This is a genomic window from Micromonospora sp. NPDC005367 (assembly GCF_040606825.1).
Taxonomy (GTDB): Bacteria; Actinomycetota; Actinomycetes; order Mycobacteriales; family Micromonosporaceae; genus Micromonospora.
The window spans coordinates 104,560-124,785 of record NZ_JBEXFP010000003.1 but is presented as its reverse complement, the minus strand read 5'-3'; the positions used below and the strand labels follow the sequence as shown (position 1 = coordinate 124,785).

Genomic DNA, 20,226 nt, shown 5'->3' with positions numbered 1-20,226 from the left:
TCATGGCCTCGAACTCACCCGGACGGCGTCGCGACCGGCACGTCTACCTGCGGAGCCATCCCCTGCTCTTCGCCCTGTTGTCCGCGTCGCGGCGGATGCCGGTGCGGCGTCTCGGACGTACGGTGCTGGTCAACGGATCCGACGCGTACCGGCAGGCGCTCACCGAGGTGGCCCTGGACCGCACCGCGTCCGGCACGACCGGCGGCAGCGCGCGACGGCTCACCGGCGGCGACCTCCTCTTCGACCAGGAGGACGCGGCACACCGGCGCGCCCGGCGCGACATCTCGCACGTGTTCGACTCGGCCGGGGTGGCACGGACGCGTCCGCTCTGGGGCGACGTGCTACGGCGACGGGTGGCGCCGCTCGCCGCCGGTGAGTCGGTCGATCTGGTGGACATCGCGGCCGAACTCGCCGGCGTGGCAACGGTTTCGCTGCTCGGGCTGAACGCCGACCCACGCCAGGTTGCCGCCGCGGCCCGGGCAGCCGCCGCCGCGGCCGTGCGCGAGGAACTGCCCGGTTGGCGTACGCCCGGGCAGCGGCGGGCCGCCCGGGCCGACGTCGATCGGCTGACCGGCGTGCTGCGCGGCGCCACCGTCAGCCCTGCGCTGGCCGGCATGATCGCGGTCGCGGCGGTCAACACGACGGTCGCGTCGATACCCCGCTCGGTCGCCTGGTGTGCCGACGACCGGCTCTGGTCCCACGCCGCCGACCCGGGGGCGCTGCCGAGGCTGGTCTCCGAACTGCTGCGGGTCACCGCGCCCAGCCCGGTGCTGCCTCGAGCGGTCGCGGCGCCCGGCGAGATCGGCGGTTGCCCGGTGCGGGCCGGCGACCGGCTGATCCTGGTCGCCCGACACGCCGCGTACGCTCACGAGATGGGACCCGACCCCGTCGCCCCGGTGGCCCCCCGGATCTCACAACTGGTGTTCGGCGCCGGCACCCACAGTTGCCCCGGTGCCGGGTTCGCCCGGGCCCAGCTCGCTGACACGCTGGCCGCGCTGGCACCGTACCGGCCGGTGGTGGTCGCGGCGAGAGCCGACCGGCGAGCCGCCCTGCCGAGCTGGGCGACGCTGCGGGTGCGGACGGTCAGCCGATGACCACGCAAGGGCTGCCCGGCGGGCCGGGAGCGGCCGCGGTCGAGGCACGGCGGGCACTGCTGTCTCCCGGTGATCGGTTGCGGGCCAACGCCGCGGCGTTCGGAGACAAACCGGCGCTGGTCTTCCCGGTTGCCGGGACGCGGGAGCACCGATCGAGGACGTTCGCCGAGCTCGACGCGGAGTCCGACCGCTACGCGGCCGGCTTCGCCGCCGATGGCATCGCGCTGGGCACCAGGACGGTCGTCATGATGCCGGTCGGTGCCGACCTGTTCGCAGTGATCTTCGGCCTGCTCAAGCTCGGCGCCGTACCGGTCATCGTGGACCCGGGCATGGGCCTGCGCCGGATGCTGCGCTGCTACCGCGCCGCCGGGGCCCGGGCCTTCATCGGCGTACCGGCCGCACAGGCCATCCGGGTCCTGCGGCCGGACGCCTTCGCCGGGATCCGGACCGTCGTCACCGCCGGCCGACGCTGGTGCTGGGGCGGCGCGACGTTGAGCGGGCTGGCGGCGACCGCGGCGGACCCGCCGCGGCCGGCCATCGAGGCTCACGACCTGGTCATGATCAGCTTTACCTCGGGGAGCACCGGGAGCGCGAAGGGGGTCGAGTCCACCCACGGCGCGTTGGCGGAGATGGTCCGGCAGGCGGCCACCCACTACCGGCACACTCCGTCGGACGTCTGCCTGGTCACCTCGCTCTCCTTCGCCTTCCTCCACCTGCTGACCGGCGCGACCTGCGTGGTACCGGAGATCGACTTCGCGCGCGTCGCGGACACGGAACCGGCGATGATCACCGACCTGGTACGGCGGTACGCGGTGACCGCGATGTTCGGCTCGCCCGCGCTGCTCGACCCCCTGGCGCGTCACCTCGACGAAACCGGCGAGCAGGTGCCGACGCTGCGTCTCGTCGTCTCCGGCGGGGCGCCGGTCGCGAACGAGGTCGTGGCGCGGCTGCGCCGCGTACTGGCCGCACAGCAAGGCCGGATGCACGTCACGTACGGCGCCACCGAGGCCGTTCCGATCGCGTCCATCGAGGCCGGCGAGCTGCTCGACGAGGTCCGTCCCGCCGGGCACAGCGGCGGCGGCACGTGCGTCGGCCGGCCCGTCGACGGGGTAGACCTGCGCGTCATCCGCGCCACCGACGGGCCGATCCCCGACTGGACGGCCGTTCACCCGGCCGCGCCGGACGAGATCGGCGAGATCGTGGTCAGCGGACCGACGGTGAGTCGCCGCTACGCCGGTTCGGCCGCCGCGAACGCCAACGCCAAGATCGTGGAGGCGGAACGGATCTGGCACCGGACGGGAGACCTGGGCCGGGTCGACGAGCAGGGCCGGGTCTGGTTCGCCGGCCGGCGCAGCGACGTGGTCCGCACCGCCGACGGCCCGCGCTACCCGGTCCCCTGCGAGACCGTGCTGGACGAGCACCCGGAGGTACGCCGGACGGCGCTGGTCGGGGTGGGCGACCCCGGCCGGCAGCAGCCCGTCGTCTGCGTCGAGCTGCGGGCCGGCGTGCCCCCGACGGAACAGTCACGGATCGAACGCGAGCTGCGGGAGTTGGCGCAACGGCACGAGGCGACGCGGAACCTCACCGACTTCCGCTTCCACCCCGCGTTCCCGGTCGACGTACGCCACAACGCGAAGATCGACCACGGCCGGTTGGCCGCCTGGGCGGCGCGTACGCGAACGGGCGGAACCCGCAGCCGCCCACGGCGTTCGGGGACGGCGTGAGAGCCCTCGTCACGGGTGGCTCCGGCTTCCTCGGCGGTCACCTCGTCGACGAGTGCGTCCGCCGGGGCGACCGGGTACGCGTGCTGGTCCGCCCGACCAGCGACCTCGGCCACCTCCGCACCGTACCGGGACTCGAACTGGTCAGCGGCGACCTGACCGACCCCGACTCGCTACACGAGGCGACCCGCGGGATGGACGTGATCTACCACTCGGCCGCCCGGGTGCAGGACTTCGGCACCCGGGCCCAGTTCTGGGCGGCGAACGTCACCGGTACGCAGAACCTGCTGGCCGCCGCCCGGAGCAGCGGCGTGCCGCGGTTCGTCCACGTGAGCAGCCCGAGCGCCGTGATGAACGGCGACCCTCAGATCGACATCGACGAGAGGGTGCGCTACCCGGACCGGTTCCTGAACCTGTACTCGGAGACCAAGGCCGTCGCCGAACAGATCGTGCTCGACGCGAACAGCCGTCGACTGACCACCTGCGCCATCCGGCCGCGGGGGATCTGGGGGCCCCGGGACCGGACCGGTTTCCTGCCGCGGCTACTGGCCAAAATGCACCGCGGCAGCCTGCCCGACCTGTCCGGCCCGGAACCCGTCCACGCCTCACTCTGCCACTGCCTCAACGCGGCCTCCGCCTGCCGGCTGGCCGCGGTCTCCGACCGAGTCGGCGGGCGGGCGTACTTCGTCGCCGATGCCGAACGCATCGACGTCTGGGCACTGATCGCCCGAGTCGCCGAGCTGTTCGATCTCCGTCCGCCGACCCGCCGTGTCCCTGGCCCGCTACTCGCCGGCGCGGTCGGCCTGGTCGAGCTGCTCTGGCAGGTGCCGCTGCTCGCCCGGCGCCGTCCACCACCGGTCTCCCGCTACGGGCTGGCCCTGCTCACCCGGACGTCCACCTACGACACGAGGGCGTCGACCCGAGACTTCGGCTATCGACCCGGCGTCGACCTGGAGACCGGACTCGCGCAGCTCAAGCACTGGGTCGAGGAGATCGGCGGCGTCGCGGCACTGGCCCGCGGGGTACGGGGATGAGCTTCTCCCGTCCGATCTCACCGATCGAGCAGGGCTACCTGGCCAGCGCCCCGTTCCTGCCTCCCTTCGCGATCCAGCTCCTGGTGGAAGGAGCCGGCTGCATCGACGCGACGGCGCTGCGCCGGGCGGTAGCCGCCGCCTCCGAGGCCGGCCCGGGGGCGCGACTGGTCGGCCGTGGGCGGCTCTGGATCGACAGTGGGAAACCACCACCGGTCACCGTGCTGCCGTCGCTGGATCTCGACGCTCCGGCGCTGCGCCGCCCGTTCGACCTGTCCGCCGGCCCGCTCAGCGAGGTGCTGCTGGTCCCCGGCGATCCGACGACGATCGTCTTCCGTGCCACCCACGCCACGATGGACGCCCGGGGTGTGCTCGTCTGGGCCGCCGACGTCCTGCGCGCCCTGCGGGGTGAACGTCCGCTCGGCGCCCGCTCAACGTTGACCGACGACGCGCTCCGCCGGCGGGTCGCCCCCTCGCCCGCCCGGCTGAGCACGACGCTGCGGTGGCGTACCCCGCTCGTCGGCGCGGTGGCCCACCGCCGGCACCGCTGGCGGCGTGCCACCATCAACGGCAACCAGCACGCCCTGGCCGCGCGGACGATCGCGGCGATCGGCTCGGCGACCGGCCGGCGATCACGGTTCATGGTCCCCGTCGACCTGCGCCGGCACGAGCGAACCCTCGTCGCGACCGGGAACCTGGCGCTGCCCGTCTTCCTCGACGTGACACCGGACCAACCCTGGGCGGAGGTCCACGAACTCCTGCTGCGCGCGCTCGCCGAACGTCGGGAGCTGGCCGTCTCCGCCGCCGAGGGCTGGGCCGACCGCCTGCCCCGCCCGGTCCTTCGCGCCGGCCTCTCCGCCGCCGAGCGGGTCAGCCGCCGCTGGGACCGGGGGATCTGCACGGCCGCCGTCTCCTACCTGGGCCGGGTCGACCTCGACGCGTTCTCCACCGACACGTTCAGCGCCGCCACGGTCTACACGTTGCCGGTGCACGGACCCTTCATCCCGGTCTCGTTCAGCACCATCGAGCTGCCCGGGCACATCGAGCTGACCATGTCCCACCCGAGCGGGGCCGATCGCGCCGCGGAGTCCCTGATGGAGACGGTCGCCGCAGCGCTCGCCCCGACAGCTGACCCGCCTGCGCCTCCGGGTGGCCGTGCCGTGTCCCTGGGTGGCCGTGCCGCGCCTCCGGGCGGTCGTGCCGTGTCTGCAGGCGGCCGTGCCGCGCCTCCAGGCGGCCGCGCCGCGCCGATCGGGCCCGGGGGTACGGGGCCGCCGGGCGGCGATGCCGTCGGTCCGACCGTGCTGGACACCTTCGCCCGGCGCGTCCGGCAGGATCCGGACGCGGTCGCGTTGACCGGACCGGAGGGCACGGTCAGCTACGTCGAGCTGGACCGGCGCGCCGACGTGGTGGCCGAGCGACTGCGCCGGCTCGGGGTCGGGCCGGGCGACGTGGTGGGCCTGCTGGCGGACCGGACCCCGGCCGCGATCGGCGCGCTGTGGGGTGTGCTCAAAGCCGGCGCCGCCTACCTGCCACTCGAACCGTCGTACCCGCCGAGTCGGCTCGGCTTCATGCTCGACGACGCGGGTGCGGCGCTCTGCCTGGTGCAGCGTCCGTTCGTCGACCGGCTCGGTCCGCGCCGCGTCATCGTGATCGAGGATCTGCCGTTGGCCGGCGCGGCCCCACCACCCGCCCCTCCCGCACCGACCGACCTGGCCTACGTGATCTACACCTCCGGAACCACCGGACGGCCGAAGGGCGTCCAGGTCGAACACCGGAACCTCGTCGCGTACGCAGACTGGGCGCTGCCGCGCCTCCAGGTCGACGGGAACACCCGCTACGCGTTCTTCACCTCGATGGCGTTCGACCTCGGCGCGACGGCCGTCTTCCTACCCCTGCTCGCCGGCGGCAGCGTCGAACTGGTGCCCGGGGAGATGACGCCACCGGTCCTGCGGCGGATTCTCGAGGGCGGCGGTGTGAACGCGCTCAAGCTCACGCCGACCTACCTCGACCTGATCAACCGGCTCGACGTGGCCCCGGCCGGCTTCCGGACCGTGGTCGTCGGCGGGGAACAGCTGTCGGCGGCGGTGGCGGCTCGGGCCCAACGACTCTTCGGCCCCGGATGCGTCATCGTCAACGAGTACGGACCCACCGAGGCGACCATCGGATGCGTCGTTGGCACCTTCGATCCGGACCGGGACGGGTCTGACGGCGTGGTGCCGATCGGGGAGCCCGCGCCCGGCAGCGGAGTCCTGCTGCTCGACGACGGACGGTCGACGCCGCCCGGTGCGGTCGGCGAGATCCACCTGACCGGCGCGCAACTCGCCCGCGGCTACCTGGGCCGACCGGAGTTGGACCGTGAGCGCTTCGTACGGCTGCCCGACGGCACGCGGGCGTACCGCACCGGCGACCTCGGCCGGCTCCGTCCCGACGGGCTCCTGGAGTTCGTGGGCCGCTCCGATGATCAGGTGAAGGTCCGCGGATACCGGATCGAACCCGCGGAGATCGCGGCGGTGTTGGCGGAGCACCCCGCGGTCGCCCGGGCCGTGGTGCTGCCGCACATGCCCACGCACGGGCAGATCCGACTGCACGCGTACGTCACGATGCAGGGTCCGGTCACCGAGGACGCGCTGCGGACGCATCTGGCCGGGCTGCTCCCACCGGCCGTCATGCCGGCGAAGATAGCGGTACTGGAGGAGTTTCCGCAGACCGCGAACGGAAAGGTCGACACCGATCTTCTGCGGGCCGTGTTTTCGGACGACACTGCCGTCCCGCCGGTGGCGGACGGGTCGGAGCCGACCGCCGCACTGGTTGCCGGGATCTGGTCGCAGGTGTTGCGTACGCCCGTCGACGCCACCGATCTGACCGCCGACTTCCACCGGTTGGGCGGGGACTCGCTGACCTTCCTGGAGATGCTGGACCGGGTCTTCCGGCAGATCAGCAGCGCGACCGGGGACGACTTCCTCACCGTCATGCGGGATGTGACCGCCACCCCTACGCTCGGCACCGTCTGCCGGGTGGTGCGCGACGCGCAGAGTGGCCGGCACAACTCCTGACGCGGCCTGCGCCGTTCGCCGCACCGTGCCGAAGCAACGGCTCCGCCGGGTCGGCGAACCGAAGGTAATGCCCAGGATGTTGACTCCGCCTTACGCGCCTTGATATTCATATGCGTGAAAGTGAGGTGAGTGAATTCGTCGGCTCCCGGTGGGATTTCGCCTGCCCGGATTCGACACCCGTCGGAACCCGGAAGCGTGGAACGCGCGCCGAGATTCGACACTCGTCCAGCACGACGGCCAGCGCGAGGAGAATGTCTGTGCGTACCTGGAAGAGGAGAGCGCTGCTGCCCGCAGCCGCCCTTCTGGCACTGACCCTGCCACTGAGTAGCAGTCTCGTTTTGAATTCGGCCGCCAACGCGGCCCCGCGCATCACCACACCCGAGCAGTTCTTCGGCTTCCCGCTCGGCGCCGAGGGCAAGCTCGCCCGCTGGAACGACCTCATGAGGTACTACAAGCTCGTCGCGGACCGGTCCGACAAGGTGCTCTACCAGGAGATGGGCAAGACGGCGACCGGGCGGCCGTTCCCCGTCCTCACGGTCAGTTCACGGGAGAACCTGAAGAACCTCGACCGGATCAAGGAAGTCAACCGGCGGCTCGCCGATCCGCGTGGTCTGACCGAGGCGGAGGCCAGGAAACTCGCCGCGCAGAGCAAGCCGGTCTTCCTGCTGGAAGCCGCGATCCACTCCACCGAGGTGGGCACCGCCCAGGTTATTCCGAATATTCTTCACCGGCTTGCCGACGAGAAGTCGTCCACAGTTTCGGAAATCCTCGACAACGTGGTGCTGCTCATTGTCCCGGCGCAGAGCCCGGACGGTACGGAGTGGGTCGGCGACTATTTCAACGAGACCGCCGGCACCAACTACGCGCGCACCTACCCCGACCTCTACCAGAAATACATCGGGCACGACGACAACCGCGACTGGTTCATGTTCACCCAGCCCGAGACGCAGCTCAGCGTCGCCCTGCAGAACGAGTGGAAGCCGCAGGTCGTTCAGAACCTGCACCAGATGGGCAACTCCCGGGGCCGGATCTTCGTCCCGCCGTACCTGTCGCCGAACGACCCGAACATCGACCCCATCACGGTCCAGCAGACCAACTCCCTCGGCATGGAGATCTCCCGGAGCCTGACCGCCGAGGGCAAGAAGGGCGTCAACTGGGGCTCGACGTACGACTACTGGACTCCGTCGCGCCAGTACATGACCTACCACGGGGCGCCGCGCATCCTGGTCGAGGCGGCGAGCGCGCAGGACCTCGCCTACACCTACCGGAGCAGCGACGGTGGTCCCATCGGGCCGCAGGAGCCGGACACCAACTTCATCGAGCCGTACGACCAGTCCACCTGGACGTTGGCGCAGATCGTCGACTACCTCGACACGTCGGTGTTCGGCGCGTTGAGCAACGTCGCCAAGTACCGGACCGAGTGGCTCTACAACTTCTACCGCACCCAGCGAAACGCGATCGAGCCCAGCGCCGACAAGCCGTTCGCGTACGTGGCACCGGCCGGGCAGCGCGATCCGTTCGCCACGTACGAGCTGCTCAAGACGCTGCAGACCGGCGACGTCGAGATCGAGAAGGCCATCTCCGACTTCACCGCGAACGGCAAGCGGTACGAGGCCGGCTCCTGGGTCATCCGGTACGCGCAGCCCTACGGCCGCTTCGCCAAGACGCTGCTGGAGACCCAGGACTACCCGGACCTGCGGGAGTACCCGGGTGGCCCGCCGCAGAACCCGTACGACGTGACCGCGCAGACCCTGCCGATGCTCCTCGGCGTCCAGGTCGACACCATCGCGAAGCCCTTCACCGTCTCGACCAGCCGGGTCAAGAAGGTGCAGCCGGCCGCCCCGGCGTTCCCCGGCGACCCGGGCAACCGCGGCGCCTACCTGGTCGGCCCCGAGTCGTACGGCGCGGCGATGATGATCGCGGCGTTGCAGAAGGCCGGTGCGGAGACCTTCCGGGCCAGCGCCGAGTTCTCGGCCGGCGGGCGTAGCTACGCACCGGGAACCCTGATCGTCGAGCCGAGCAGGGCGGCCCGGACCGCACTGCAGAACACCTCCCGGAAGACCGGCATCCCCGTCTTCAGCGTCGGTCAGGCCCCGAGCGTGGCAGCGGAGCGGCTCAAGGACAACACCCGGGTCGGGCTCTTCCGCGGCGTCAACAACATCCCTGGCGGCTGGATGAAGTGGCTGTTCGAGCAGTACGACATCGGCTTCGAGGAGGTCGTCGCCGCGGACTTCGCCGGTGACCTCAACGCGAAGTTCGACACGATCGTGTTGCCGGCGGGGATCAGCCGCGCCGACATCGTCTCGGGCCTCAACCGGGACCGCTACCCGGCCGAGTGGGCCTGGGCGTACGGCGTCGGCGAGGCCGGCTGGGCGGAGCTGCGCAAGTTCGTCGAGGACGGTGGGACCCTGCTGGCCATCGGCGACTCGGTGGCGACGGCACGCCAACTCGCCTCGCTGCCGATCACCCCGGCGCTGCCCAGCGACGAACACGTCTTCTTCTCGCCCGGCAGCATCCTCAGCCAGCGGTTCGACACCTCCGACCCGGTGGCCTGGGGTATGCGGCCCGACACCCCGGTCTGGTTCGGCGAGAACGACCAGGCGTACGACGTCGAGGACGGCGACGTCGTCTCCTCGTTCCCCGAGTCGGGCGAGCAGTTGCAGAGCGGCTGGCTCATCGGCGGCGAACACCTCAACGGCAAGGCCAACATCGTCAAGCACCAGGTGGGTGACGGCCTGATCGTGACGTTCGGTAGCGAGCCGACCTTCCGCACCTGGTCCCGCGACCCGAGCAAGCTGCTGTTCAACGCGATCTACCACGGTCCTTCGACCACGGTGGACGCAGCCGAGCTGCCGAAGGCGCTGCGCGGCTAGGCAGCGACGCCGAAGAGAGGCTCCGGACGAGAATCGAGGGGGCCGCGTCCATCCGGACGCGGCCCCCTCGCCCGGATCCACGAGAGCAAGCTCCGCCTTGACGTGTGCGTGCGGATCATGAAAGCGTCGAATGATCTTGGTAGTTAGGTTCTTTGCTGATCGGGGAGATGCCATGCGCCGAAGCCGTGTCTACGGAGGAATCGTCGCGCTGCTCGTCGGCTCGACGACGGTGGCGATCGGCCCGGCGGCCGGTGCCAGCGCGAGCGACGCGGGCGGCGACGCCTGCGCGCCGGTCGTGACGGCGGCCCGACCGGCGGTCGGTCTTCAGCAGAAGTGGGCGCACTTCGGGGACGGCGCCGGTGCGGGGGAGTGGGCCGGTGGCGACGGCACCTACTCGACGCCGCTGCCGGACGGCCGTACCGCGTGGCTGTTCAACGACACGTTCCTGGGCCCGGTGGGCCCCGGCCGGAGCATCACCCCGCACGCGCCGGTGCACAACACGATCGTGACGGCGCACGGCCGAAGCGACCGGCCGACCGACACCGTCCTGCGCGGCACCGCGGAGAATCCGCTGCCGATCGTCGGTCCGGCCGGCACCGACGACCCGTGGTACTGGAACGGCGACGGCATCGTCGACGACGGCAAGCTGTACGTCTTCGAGTTCCAGCAGCAGACCGCAGGCGAGGGGCACTTCGGCTTCGAATGGATCGGGACGGACCTGGCGTCCTTGTCGTTGCCGGATCTGCGGCTGGAGAAGGTCGCACCGACGTATGACGGGCACGGCATCCAGTGGGGTGTGGAACTCCTCCGGGTGGGCGAGTACATCTACATCTACGGCGTGGGATCGCAGTGGCCGGGTAAGCAGGCGCACGTCGCCCGGGCCCTGGCCGGTCACCTCGACGGGGCCTGGGAGTTCTACACGGGCCGCGGCTGGTCCCCGGACGAGGGCGACTCCGTCTCGATCCTCGACGAGGTCGGCTCCTCGTACGGCGTGGCCGAGGTGCAGGGCCAGTACGTAATGGTCACCACGGACAGCTACCTCGGCTCCAAGATCTACGTCCACACGGCGTCGACGCCCTTCGGCTTCGCCGGTACCGAGCGGGTGCAGGTCTACGACACGCCCGAGGGGCAGCCGGAGTTCGACGCCGACGCCGACGGGGACATCTACACCTACAACGTGGCCGTACACCCGACGCTGAGCGACAGCAACAACCTCGTCGTGTCGTACAACGTGAACAGCACGAGCATCGCGGACCTGTACGGCGACATCAGCAACAACCGGGCCCGGTACCTGGACCTGACCTTCGCGTCCGCGCACCGCCCCTGCGGATAGTCCTCCGTCGGCAGTGGCATTCGACGGGTACGCCGTCGAATGCCACGCCGGACCCGGCCAGGGCCGGGGGCCGGGGGGACGTCAGCTGGTCACGTGTCGCGCACCGCGGAGGCCGGCGCACGCACCATGAAGACGTCCACCGGGTCCTCGGCCTCGAGCGTGAATTCGTGCCGCTCGTACAGCCGCCGGGCCGGGCTGCCCTGCAGCACGTTCAGCCGGACCGTGGCGCCCTCGCGGTCGCACCGCTCCAGCAACCCGCGCAGTATGGCCGTACCGATGCCGCTGCCCTGCAGGTGCGGCGCCAGGTAGAAATGCTCCAGCCAGTAGGCGTCCGCGGCCGGGCGCAGCGCCACGCAGCCGGCGAACAGGCCGCCCACCTCGATCACCCAGGTGTGCGCCGGCGCGAACCCGTCGCGCAGCCGCTGCCGCACCCGCCGCTCGTCGTACCGCCCGAGCCGCTCCAGATCCTCCCGCAGCACCACGGCCCGCAACTCGGCCGCCGCCTCGGCGTCCGCCGCCGACGCCGGCCGAGTCTCCCAGTCCATCATGATCATCAGGCTAGCTGGCCCGGCTCCTTCCGCTCGCGGCGATGCTCTGGCTGCCGTGATCGGGGCCGAAAAGTTCCTCGGCACTGACCACGACGCACCCGAACATTTCGCTGAGTACACCCCGTTGCTGGTCCGTCAGCAGGTTGACGAAGATCGCCACACCGACCCTTGCGGCTCGGCACGCCTGCGCGACTTCCCGCGCCTTTCCTGGGCTGAGCAGCGTCCGCCGCGAGAACGGCTCGGTCATCTTGGCCGCACCACCGCGCGAGACACCCCGTCGCTGCACGTGCCGGCCGACCACCCGCCCGCCATGTGCCGCTACCGACGAAGCGAGCAGATCGAGCGTCGAGCCGAACTCCTTGTCCTTCGCCGAGAACAGGCCTACGAGCGCCACGTCGACGTCCGCCAGCAGGGAGACCGGTGACCTGTTCGAATCGCGTCGCACGGGGCCATGCTGCCAGCTGCCTCAGGGCGTCCGCAGACGGTCGGCCCTCGGCTTGGGGATCGATCGACCCGGCTTCCTCCAGGTCAGGGTGTCCGGGGCGGGCGGACGAGCTAGAGGTTGAGACCGCCGGAGACCTCGATGTTCTGGGCCGTGACCCAGCGTCCCTCGTCGGAGACCAGCGTCGCGATCATCATGCCGATGTCGTCCGGCTCGCCGACGCGGCCCAGCGCGGTCTTCGCCGCGAGCTCGGGGATCACCTCGGGGTACTTCTCGAAGGCGTCATCGGCGAACCGGGTCCGGGTGGCGCCGGGGGCGATCGAGTTGACCCGGATACCGCGCGGGCTGAACTCCTTCGCCATGTACTGGGTCAACACCGTCAGGCCGCCCTTGATGGACCCGTACGCCGAGTAGCCGGCCGTCAAACCGGAGTGCAGCGCGGCGTTGCTGGTGACGTTGACGACGGCGCCGTTGTCGGCCAGCAGCGGCAGCAGAGTCTGGGTGAGGAAGTACGGCCCCTTGAGCAGGACCCGCATGAGCCGGTCGAAGAGTTCCTCGGTGGTGTCCTCGAACATGGCCATCTCGCCGATGCCGGCGTTGTTGACCAGGACGTCGAACGTCTCCCGCTGCCAGGTGTCGCGCAGCGCCGCGCCGACCGCTTCCAGGAAGGCCGGGAAGGTCTCGGTCCGGCCGACGTCCAGTGGCAGCGCGACCGCGCTGCCGCCCTCCTTCTCGATGTGCGCGACCGTGTCCAGCGCCCCGGCCTGATTTCTGCCGTAGGTCAGGATCACGCCCATGCCGCGCTTGGCGATCTGGGTGGCTGCGCTCTGTCCGATGCCGGAGCTGGCGCCGGTGACGATTGCGACCTGCATGGTTCGCCTGCCTGTTCATTCGTGGAGCGCCTTGGCGCTCCAAGGAATCGGGGTTGACCCAATACCACCACCGGAACAGTGCCGACGGTAGAACGATGCTCTTGGTCTCTTGCACGATCCTCCAATGGTGGAGAGTGCTCGCCGCATGCTTAGATCAGCCCGTGTACCTCGACGAGCTGCGTGCGTTGCTCGCCCGCCATGCCCGCCCCGATGGCACCACCGCCATCGACGGAGTCCTGATCTCGAAGGTCGAAGCGGCGGATCCACCGTCGGCGTCGATGACCGGCACGGTGTTCGCACTCATCGCGCAGGGAGCGAAACGTCTCGCGCTGGGCGACCGGGTGTACGACTACCGCGCCGGTCAGTTCCTCGTCGCGTCGGTCGACCTGCCGGTCACCGGACACTTCACCGAGGCCAGCCCGCAGCTGCCGGCACTGGGGTTCGGCCTGACGCTGCAGCCGGCAGCCGTCGCCGAGCTGCTGTTGCGGGCCGCCCCCGGTGACCTTCCACCGGTGGCCGGCCCTCCGCCGCTGGGCATCGCGGTCAGCGACGCGTCCGACGACCTGCTGGACGCGGTGGTCCGGCTCCTGCGCCTGCTCGAGCGACCCTGCGATGTCGCGGTGCTCGCCCCACTCATCAAACGGGAGATCCTTTGGCGGCTCATCAGCGGGGAGCAGGGCGCAGCGGTCCGGCAGCTCGGCCTCGCCGACAGCAGCCTCGCGCACATCTCGCGGGCGGTCCGGTGGATCCGCGACCACTACACCCGGTCGTTCCGGGTGGAGGACGTGGCACGCATGGCCGGCATGAGCACCTCCGCCTTCTACCGCAACTTCCAAGCGGTCACCGCGATGAGTCCGATCCAGTTCCAGAAGCAGATCCGGCTCCACGAGGCCCGGTTGCTCCTCGCCATGCGCTCCAGCGATGTCACCGGCGTCGGTCATCAGGTCGGCTATGACAGCCCGTCGCAGTTCAGCCGCGAGTACCGCCGTCAGTTCGGCGCCCCTCCGAGCCAGGACGCGACCCGCCTGCGCGGCTCGACGCCCACCTCGACAGGTGACTCCGCCCCGGCGATGCCGTGACGAGGGCGCACCCGGAAGGCGTGGCCGGGGGTGGCGCCTCATCGCCCCCGGGGCAGCGAGTGTCCATCGGGACGGATCTGCCGAGCGCGGCTCGCGCCCGCGCTCCCCGACGCCTGGGCACGTCGCGGTGGGCAACCGAGCCTGGTCCTGGTTGATCGATCCGGCGGGGACCACGGACCAGCCCGTTGTGATAGCGTCGCCGACGCCGTGCGCTGCTGCGAACCGAGGAGGTGAGACCGATCAAAGCTGTGACAGGTCGGGGCTCCCTCCCGCGTGTGGCCTAGGGAGTGCCCGCAGAAGGCATCCCGAAAGGCTTGAACGCTATGCGCTTCATTGCTGAGACGTCGTCCGACGGCATCTCCGAACAGCTCTTCACCCTCGGCGAGATCCCCGGCGTGCTGTGGACGCGAGAAGGCGCCGCCGGTACTCGTCCCCTGATCCTGATGGGACACGGCGGCGGCCAGCACAAGAAGGCCCCCGGCGTCGTGGCCCGTGCCCGCCGCTTCGTGGCCGAAGGTGACTTCGCGGTGCTCGCGGTCGACGTGCCCGGCCACGGCGACCGGCCGAAGGACGAGGAGTACAACCGGATCGCGACCGAGAACCAGGCTCGCGTGGAGGCCGGCGAGGAGTTGGCTCCGCTGATCGCCGACTTCCAGGCGCTCGTGGCCCGGCAGACCGTCCCAGAATGGCGGGCGGTCCTGGACGCGGTCCAGGAACTCGAGCACGTCGGCGCCGGCCCGGTGGGCTACTGGGGGGTGTCGTTGGGCTGCGGGCTCGGCGTACCCTTCGTCGCCGCCGAGCCCCGGGTCCACGCGGCGGTGCTCGGCCTGGCCGGGGCGTTGGCCTCGGCCGAGGCCGCCGCGCGGATCACCGTCCCGGTGGAGTTCCTGGTTCAGTGGGACGACGAGCGGGTGCCGCGAGCCCAGAGCCTGGCCCTGTTCGACGCCTTCGCGTCGGCCGAGAAGACGCTGCACGCCAACCCTGGCAAGCACGGGGACATCCCGGCATTCGAGCTGGACAGCACCCTACGGTTCTTCGTCCGGCACCTCGGCCGGTAGCTGCACCGTCGGCAGCTCGCGACGTGCCGATCGGGATCCTTCCCGGTCGGCACGTCCGCCGAGCCCGGCAGCCTTCCGAACGGACCCTAGAGGGTCGTCTCACCGGTCAGGCCGAAGAAGTCGTGCCACTTGACGCCGGGACCGAAGCCGGTGCCTGTGGAGAGGCCGACGTAGACATCGTTGAGGCTGCCCTTGGTGAACACGACGATGTCGTCCCGGCCGTCGCCGTCGTAGTCGCCCAGGTAGGGGAATTCGCCGGCGAGGCAGAAGAAGTCGTTCCACTTGACCGTGGTGCCCGCGAAGGACGTGCCGGTGGAGATCGCCGCGTACACGTCGGCGTCGGCGTTGCAGGTGAAGGTGACGATGTCGTCCTTGCCGTCACCGTTGATGTCACCGACCCGGGGCTGCTCCGTCCCGACGGCGAACAGGTCGTGCCACTTCTGCGACGGGCCGAACGACGTTCCGGTGGAGAGCGCCACGATCACGTCGGATGCGGTGGCCGGCCCCTGGGTGAACGTGATGATGTCGTCCTTGCCGTCACCGTCCACGTCCCCGACGGCGGGGTACTCCCCGGCGATCGAGAAGTACTCGTGCCACTTCACCGCGGTGCCGCTGAACGACGAGCCCGTGGACAACGCGACGTAGACGTCACCCGCATCGTCGTGGGTGAAGGTGACGATGTCGTCCTTGCCGTCGCCGTTGACGTCGCCCACCGTCGCGACCTCGGCGTTCGGCGCGAACCAGTCGTGCCATTTCGTGGCGCCGGCGAACGCGGTGCCGGTCGACAGGGCGACGTACACGTCGGCGAGCGAACCATGGGTGAAGGTGACGATGTCGTCCCTCCCGTCGCCGTCGAAGTCGCCGGAGAGCAGCGTCTCCCCGTTGAGTCCGAAGAAGTCGTTCCACTTCACCGACGTCCCCGCGAAGCCGGTGCCCGTCGAGGTCGACACGTACACGTCGTTCGTCGTGCCCTGCGAGAAGGCCACCACGTCGTCGCGGCCGTCGCCGGTGAAGTCCGTCGGGGAACCTGCCAGGTAGCGGCCGCCGCCGGTCGACCCGCCGCAGTTGTCGCTGACCAGGAACCGCTGCTGGTACTGGCCCGGATAGGGGGCCAGCGACACTCCGTTGATCACGATCGGCTGCCCGACCCCGTTGAGGAGCTGCTCGTAGTGCACGTGTGGTCCGGACGAGTTGCCGGTGCTGCCGGTGATGCCGATCTGCTGACCCTGCTGCACGTACGCCCCGTCGGCCACCGAGTACGAGCTGAGGTGGAAGTAGTAGGTGGTCCAGCCGCCGCCGTGGTCGATGACGATGTAGTTGCCGGCGCCGCTGGGCTGGGAGTACCGGCGGGCCACTCCGGCGGCCGAGGCGACCTGGGGAGTGCCTCCGGTGGTCCCGCCGTCCGCGCGCACGAAGTCCAGCGCCTGCCGTACCTCGGCGCTGTGGTGGCTGTAGGTCCATCGCTGCCCGCACGGAAAGGGCGCCTTGAACACGGGTGCGGCGAGTGCGGGCGCCGGCCTCGCCAGTGTGCCGGTCAGCACGGTCGCGGCCAGGAGGAGCAGTGCGACCAGACTGCGACGCACGGGGTCACCGTAACGGCGGGACATGTCGTGGCTCCTGTCGGGAGATGGTCGGGGGGAAGGCGCGATCCAGGCGTACCCGCGGGGCTTCGGCCGGTGAGCGACCTGTCGGCTCGGGGCGCCGCGTCGTACGCCGGCGGCTCGCCGCGGAAGCGGTGCCCGGGTGAGCTCCAGCGCTGGTTCCGGCTCCCGGGGTGCTGGCCAGAAGTGAAACCGCACACCTCGACCTGTGTCAATCCCTGACGCCCGGGTGGTGCCGGTGTCGTGATTCCCTGCGGCGGCCCTGTCGCAGCGCCCTGCGCAGGTGCTCCGACCTGGGTGTCGACCGGCGCGGCCGGGCTCCGGGCCGGTTCGGGTCGTCGCCGCGGCGCTGCGCCTGGCGATGAAAATTTCATTCCTCGCCGCAAAGCAAGTCGGCAGGGATTGACATTCATCGCTGTCGGCAGTTAACTCGCCGGAAATCGATTGCTCGTCGCTCCGATGGCCGCCGCGAAGGGACACCGATGGCGCTGAGAACCGCCCGCCGGCTCGCCGCAGCCCTCGCGGCGACGCTGGTCATGACCGTATCCACGGCGGCGGTCGCCGCCACGCCGAGCGCGACCGACGCCGGTGCGAACAGCGCCGGCCGAACCGCCGCGACGACTGCCGACAAGGGCCCGATCGGCTGGGACACCTACCGTCGCCTCGACCGGCTCCCGGAGCTTTCGACCGGCACCCGGACCCGGCAGTTCTCCAGTTTCGCTCGCGACGGGTCCAACGACGACGGGTTCGGCGGTACGTACTCCTGCCTGCGCCAGTCCGGCGGCTGCGTGATCGCCGAGGACCGCGGCACGGGGGAGGTGCAGTCGATCTGGTTCACCCGGGACGGGGGCGACGTCAGCGCCACCGGCTGGATCCGCGTCGAGCTCGACGGAGTCGTCGTCGTCGACACGGGGCTGCAGAACCTCGTCGACGGCGGCCTCGGCCACCCGTTCGTCGCGCCACTGGTCAGCAATGCCGACCAGACCTCGGGCGGGGTCACCGTCAAGGTGCCGATGCCCTACCGGGAGTCCATGCGGATCACCACCCAGCGCAACCCGCTCTTCTACCACGTCACATTCCGCGAGTTCGACGACGCGACAGGCGTCTCCCGGTTCGACCCCGCCGATCGGGCCACCGACGTCGTCGAGTTGCTGCGCGCCGCCGGCACCGGCGACCCCAAGCCGCCCCAGCCGGGCGCGAGCACCACGACCGCGACGGTCACCGTCCCGGCCGGCGGCCAGGTCACCCTGGCCACGCTGACCGGACCGAGGGCGATCACCGCGCTACGGATGCAGGTACCCGACGACACGGCCACCGAACCGGTGCTGTCCGGCCTCCGGCTGCGGATCACCTTCGACGGGCGTACCACAGTGAACAGCCCGATCGGGGAGTTCTTCGGCAGCGGGCTGGGCGAGCGCGACGTACGGGCCCTGATGTTCGGCATGGACAGTGCGCCGGGCGGCTGGTACAGCGCCTGGTGGCCGATGCCGTTCCGGTCCATGGCGACCGTGGTCCTCGCCAACACCACCGGCACGGCGGTGGGCGGCGTCCGCGCGGAGGTGACCTCGGCCCCGGGGACGCACTGGACCGACGCGCTCGCCGCGAGCGGGCCCGCCGGCTACTTCACCACCGAGTCCCGGCGCGCGGAGACCGTCGGCGGCACCGACTGGACCGTCACGGACCAGGCCGGCCGAGGCCGCTTCGTCGGTGTCTCGCAGACCATGCGTGGGCACATCACCGGCGGCAACACCCGCAACTACCTGGAGGGCGACGAGCGCGGGTACGTCGACGGCTCGCCGACCCCGCACATCCACGGCACCGGAACCGAGGACTTCTACGAGTCCGGGTGGTACTTCAACCGTGGCGAGTACAGCGGCGTCTTCACCGGCAACCCGGCGCACCTGTTCCGCGGCGGTGGATGTGCCGACGAATGCGACGCCGCATACCGCCTGATGCTCGGCGACGCGGTCGCGTACGGCACCGGGCTGCGCTTCGGGATCGAGCACGGCCCGGCCAACGACATGCCGGCGAACTACGGCTCGACGGCGTTCCTCTACACCCAGCCCACCGTCGCGTCCCGGCGGACCGACGCGATCACCACCGGCGACGCCGCCAGCCGGGCGAGCCACGCGTACACCGACTCGGCCACCCAGTACACGTTGACGTCGAGCTTCGAGGGCGACGACGACAACGTCACCGAAACGGGCCAGGTCCGCGCCGCGACCGCCGCCGTCCGGTTCCGGATCGCGCTGGATCCGGCCAACCAGGGCGTACGGCTGCGCCGCCACGGCGACCAGCTCAGCGGCTACCAGCAGGCGACCGTGTCGGTGGACGGCACACCGGCCGGCGTGTGGTCGCAGCCGCTGGGCAACGACCGGCAGCGGTGGTCGGCCGACGAGTTCGTCCTTCCGGCGGCGCTTACGACCGGGAGGTCGACGGTGACCGTCACGCTCACGCCCGCCTCGGGCGCGCCGGCCTGGACCGCGGCCCGCTACCTGGTCGACAGCATCGTCGCCCCGTTCACCGACACCACGGCGCCCGGGACGGTCACCGGCCTGGCCCTGGGTGGTGGCCGGGTACACGCTCTGGCGCTGTCCTGGTCGCCGTCCTCCGACGACGTCGGCGTGACCGGCTACCGGGTCTACTCGGCCGACACGCCGGGAGTGGCCGTCACGCCCGCCAACCTGATCGCCGCTACCCGGACCACCTCGTTCCGGCACGGACCGCTGCCCGCCGGGCAGACCCGCTACTACCGGGTCGTCGCCGTGGACGTCGCCGGCAACGCCGCCGCGCCGTCGGCGGAGGTGTCGGCCACCACCCGGGCCCGCAACGTCAGCGACGCCAACGGCGACCACCGTGACGACGCGATCGACTTCACCCGGGGCAGCGCCGGCGACGTCTTCACCGCGCTCTCCGATGGGACCCGGTTCGTGCCGGACGGCCGGGCGTGGAACGACTTCTTCGCGATCGACGCGGAGATCCCACTCACCGGGGACGTCAACGGTGACGGCCGGGCCGACATCATCACCTTCACCCGGGGCGACAGCGCGGACGTCTACGTCGGGCTTTCCACCGGGTCCGGGTTCGCCGCCAGCGTCAAGTGGCACGACTTCTTCGCCGTCGGCGCCGAGGTCCCGGCCGTCGGGGACGTCAACGGTGACGGCCGCGCCGACATCATCACCTTCACCCGGGGCACCGGCGCTGACGTCTACGTCGCGCTCTCCACCGGATCCGGCTTCGGCCCCGGCGTGAAGTGGCACGACAACTTCGCCCTCGGCGACGAGCTGCCCGCGGTGGGGGACGTCGACGGCGACGGGCGCGACGACATCGTGACCTTCACCCGGGGCGGTACGGCCGATGTGTTCGTGTCCCTCTCCGACGGCACCCGCTTCGTCGAGGACGGGTGGAAGTGGCACGACAGCTTCGCCCTCGGCGACGAGCTGCCCGCGGTGGGGGACGTCGACGGCGACGGGCGCGACGACATCGTGACCTTCACCCGGGGCGGTACGGCCGATGTG

General features: G+C 71.0%; 13 protein-coding genes. 9 read left to right on the top strand and 4 right to left on the bottom strand.

Annotated elements, in window-relative coordinates; all coding sequences use genetic code 11:
- Positions 1–2 precede the first annotated feature (2 nt).
- From ABZS42_RS03295 to ABZS42_RS03270, 6 genes are all read left to right on the top strand, one after another.
- Entirely contained in the window at positions 3–1,094 is a 1,092-nt protein-coding gene (locus ABZS42_RS03295; protein ID WP_355142074.1) for a cytochrome P450, read from the top strand.
- Positions 1,091–2,818: a fatty acid CoA ligase family protein gene (locus ABZS42_RS03290; protein WP_355142072.1), complete on the top strand. Its 1,728-nt coding sequence runs from the start codon at positions 1,091–1,093 to the stop codon at positions 2,816–2,818. The genes ABZS42_RS03295 and ABZS42_RS03290 overlap by 4 nt, the downstream gene beginning before the upstream one ends.
- A complete protein-coding gene (locus ABZS42_RS03285; RefSeq protein WP_355142070.1) occupies positions 2,815–3,849 on the top strand; it encodes an NAD-dependent epimerase/dehydratase family protein in 1,035 nt (344 codons plus the stop codon). The genes ABZS42_RS03290 and ABZS42_RS03285 overlap by 4 nt, the downstream gene beginning before the upstream one ends.
- Positions 3,846–6,902 carry a non-ribosomal peptide synthetase gene (locus tag ABZS42_RS03280; protein WP_355142068.1) on the top strand — a complete coding sequence of 1,019 codons (3,057 nt, stop codon included), beginning with the start codon at positions 3,846–3,848 and terminating at the stop codon, positions 6,900–6,902. Before ABZS42_RS03285 ends, ABZS42_RS03280 begins: the two co-directional genes overlap by 4 nt.
- Positions 6,903–7,159: 257 nt before the next feature.
- Positions 7,160–9,775: a M14 family zinc carboxypeptidase gene (locus ABZS42_RS03275; RefSeq protein ID WP_355142067.1), complete on the top strand. Its 2,616-nt coding sequence runs from the start codon at positions 7,160–7,162 to the stop codon at positions 9,773–9,775.
- A gap of 172 nt (positions 9,776–9,947) precedes the next feature.
- Complete coding sequence (locus ABZS42_RS03270; RefSeq protein WP_355142065.1) at positions 9,948–11,108, top strand: hypothetical protein; 1,161 nt, start codon at positions 9,948–9,950, stop codon at positions 11,106–11,108.
- 89 nt (positions 11,109–11,197) lie between these two features.
- On the opposite strand, the gene ABZS42_RS03265 is transcribed toward ABZS42_RS03270, so the two are convergent.
- The 3 genes from ABZS42_RS03265 to ABZS42_RS03255 all read right to left on the bottom strand — a co-directional run bounded on the left by ABZS42_RS03265 (position 11,198) and on the right by ABZS42_RS03255 (position 12,970).
- Entirely contained in the window at positions 11,198–11,656 is a 459-nt protein-coding gene (locus ABZS42_RS03265) for a GNAT family N-acetyltransferase (RefSeq protein ID WP_355142063.1), read from the bottom strand.
- A gap of 10 nt (positions 11,657–11,666) precedes the next feature.
- Complete coding sequence (locus ABZS42_RS03260; RefSeq protein ID WP_355142061.1) at positions 11,667–12,101, bottom strand: hypothetical protein; 435 nt, start codon at positions 12,099–12,101, stop codon at positions 11,667–11,669.
- A gap of 110 nt (positions 12,102–12,211) precedes the next feature.
- On the bottom strand, positions 12,212–12,970 hold the full coding sequence (locus tag ABZS42_RS03255; RefSeq protein ID WP_355142059.1) for an SDR family oxidoreductase: 759 nt from the start codon (positions 12,968–12,970) through the stop codon (positions 12,212–12,214).
- Between the two features lie 95 nt (positions 12,971–13,065).
- Between ABZS42_RS03255 and ABZS42_RS03250 the strand changes: the two genes are divergently transcribed.
- Both ABZS42_RS03250 and ABZS42_RS03245 read left to right on the top strand, forming a co-directional pair.
- Entirely contained in the window at positions 13,066–14,049 is a 984-nt protein-coding gene (locus ABZS42_RS03250; protein WP_355142057.1) for an AraC family transcriptional regulator, read from the top strand.
- Positions 14,050–14,372: 323 nt separating this feature from the next.
- Positions 14,373–15,107, top strand: a complete 735-nt coding sequence (locus ABZS42_RS03245; protein WP_355142055.1) for an alpha/beta hydrolase — start codon at positions 14,373–14,375, stop codon at positions 15,105–15,107.
- Between the two features lie 86 nt (positions 15,108–15,193).
- On the opposite strand, the gene ABZS42_RS03240 is transcribed toward ABZS42_RS03245, so the two are convergent.
- Positions 15,194–16,648 carry a M23 family metallopeptidase gene (locus ABZS42_RS03240; RefSeq protein WP_355142341.1) on the bottom strand — a complete coding sequence of 485 codons (1,455 nt, stop codon included), beginning with the start codon at positions 16,646–16,648 and terminating at the stop codon, positions 15,194–15,196.
- A gap of 542 nt (positions 16,649–17,190) precedes the next feature.
- On the opposite strand from ABZS42_RS03240, the gene ABZS42_RS03235 reads away from it, so the two are divergent.
- Positions 17,191–20,226 (top strand): DUF2961 domain-containing protein (locus tag ABZS42_RS03235; protein ID WP_355142053.1); only part of this gene is annotated, 3,036 nt, incomplete at its 3' end.

What these genes read in the sequence shown, in the direction of transcription:
- ABZS42_RS03290 (WP_355142072.1), top strand. Translation starts at nt 1,091, where the DNA reads ATGACCACGCAAGGGCTGCCCGGCGGGCCGGGAGCGGCCGCGGTCGAG.
- ABZS42_RS03295 (WP_355142074.1), top strand. Translation starts at nt 3, where the DNA reads ATGGCCTCGAACTCACCCGGACGGCGTCGCGACCGGCACGTCTACCTG.
- ABZS42_RS03250 (WP_355142057.1), top strand. Translation starts at nt 13,066, where the DNA reads ATGCTCTTGGTCTCTTGCACGATCCTCCAATGGTGGAGAGTGCTCGCC.
- ABZS42_RS03270 (WP_355142065.1), top strand. Translation starts at nt 9,948, where the DNA reads ATGCGCCGAAGCCGTGTCTACGGAGGAATCGTCGCGCTGCTCGTCGGC.
- ABZS42_RS03245 (WP_355142055.1), top strand. Translation starts at nt 14,373, where the DNA reads ATGCGCTTCATTGCTGAGACGTCGTCCGACGGCATCTCCGAACAGCTC.
- ABZS42_RS03265 (WP_355142063.1), bottom strand. Translation starts at nt 11,656, where the DNA reads ATGATGGACTGGGAGACTCGGCCGGCGTCGGCGGCGGACGCCGAGGCG.
- ABZS42_RS03280 (WP_355142068.1), top strand. Translation starts at nt 3,846, where the DNA reads ATGAGCTTCTCCCGTCCGATCTCACCGATCGAGCAGGGCTACCTGGCC.
- ABZS42_RS03255 (WP_355142059.1), bottom strand. Translation starts at nt 12,970, where the DNA reads ATGCAGGTCGCAATCGTCACCGGCGCCAGCTCCGGCATCGGACAGAGC.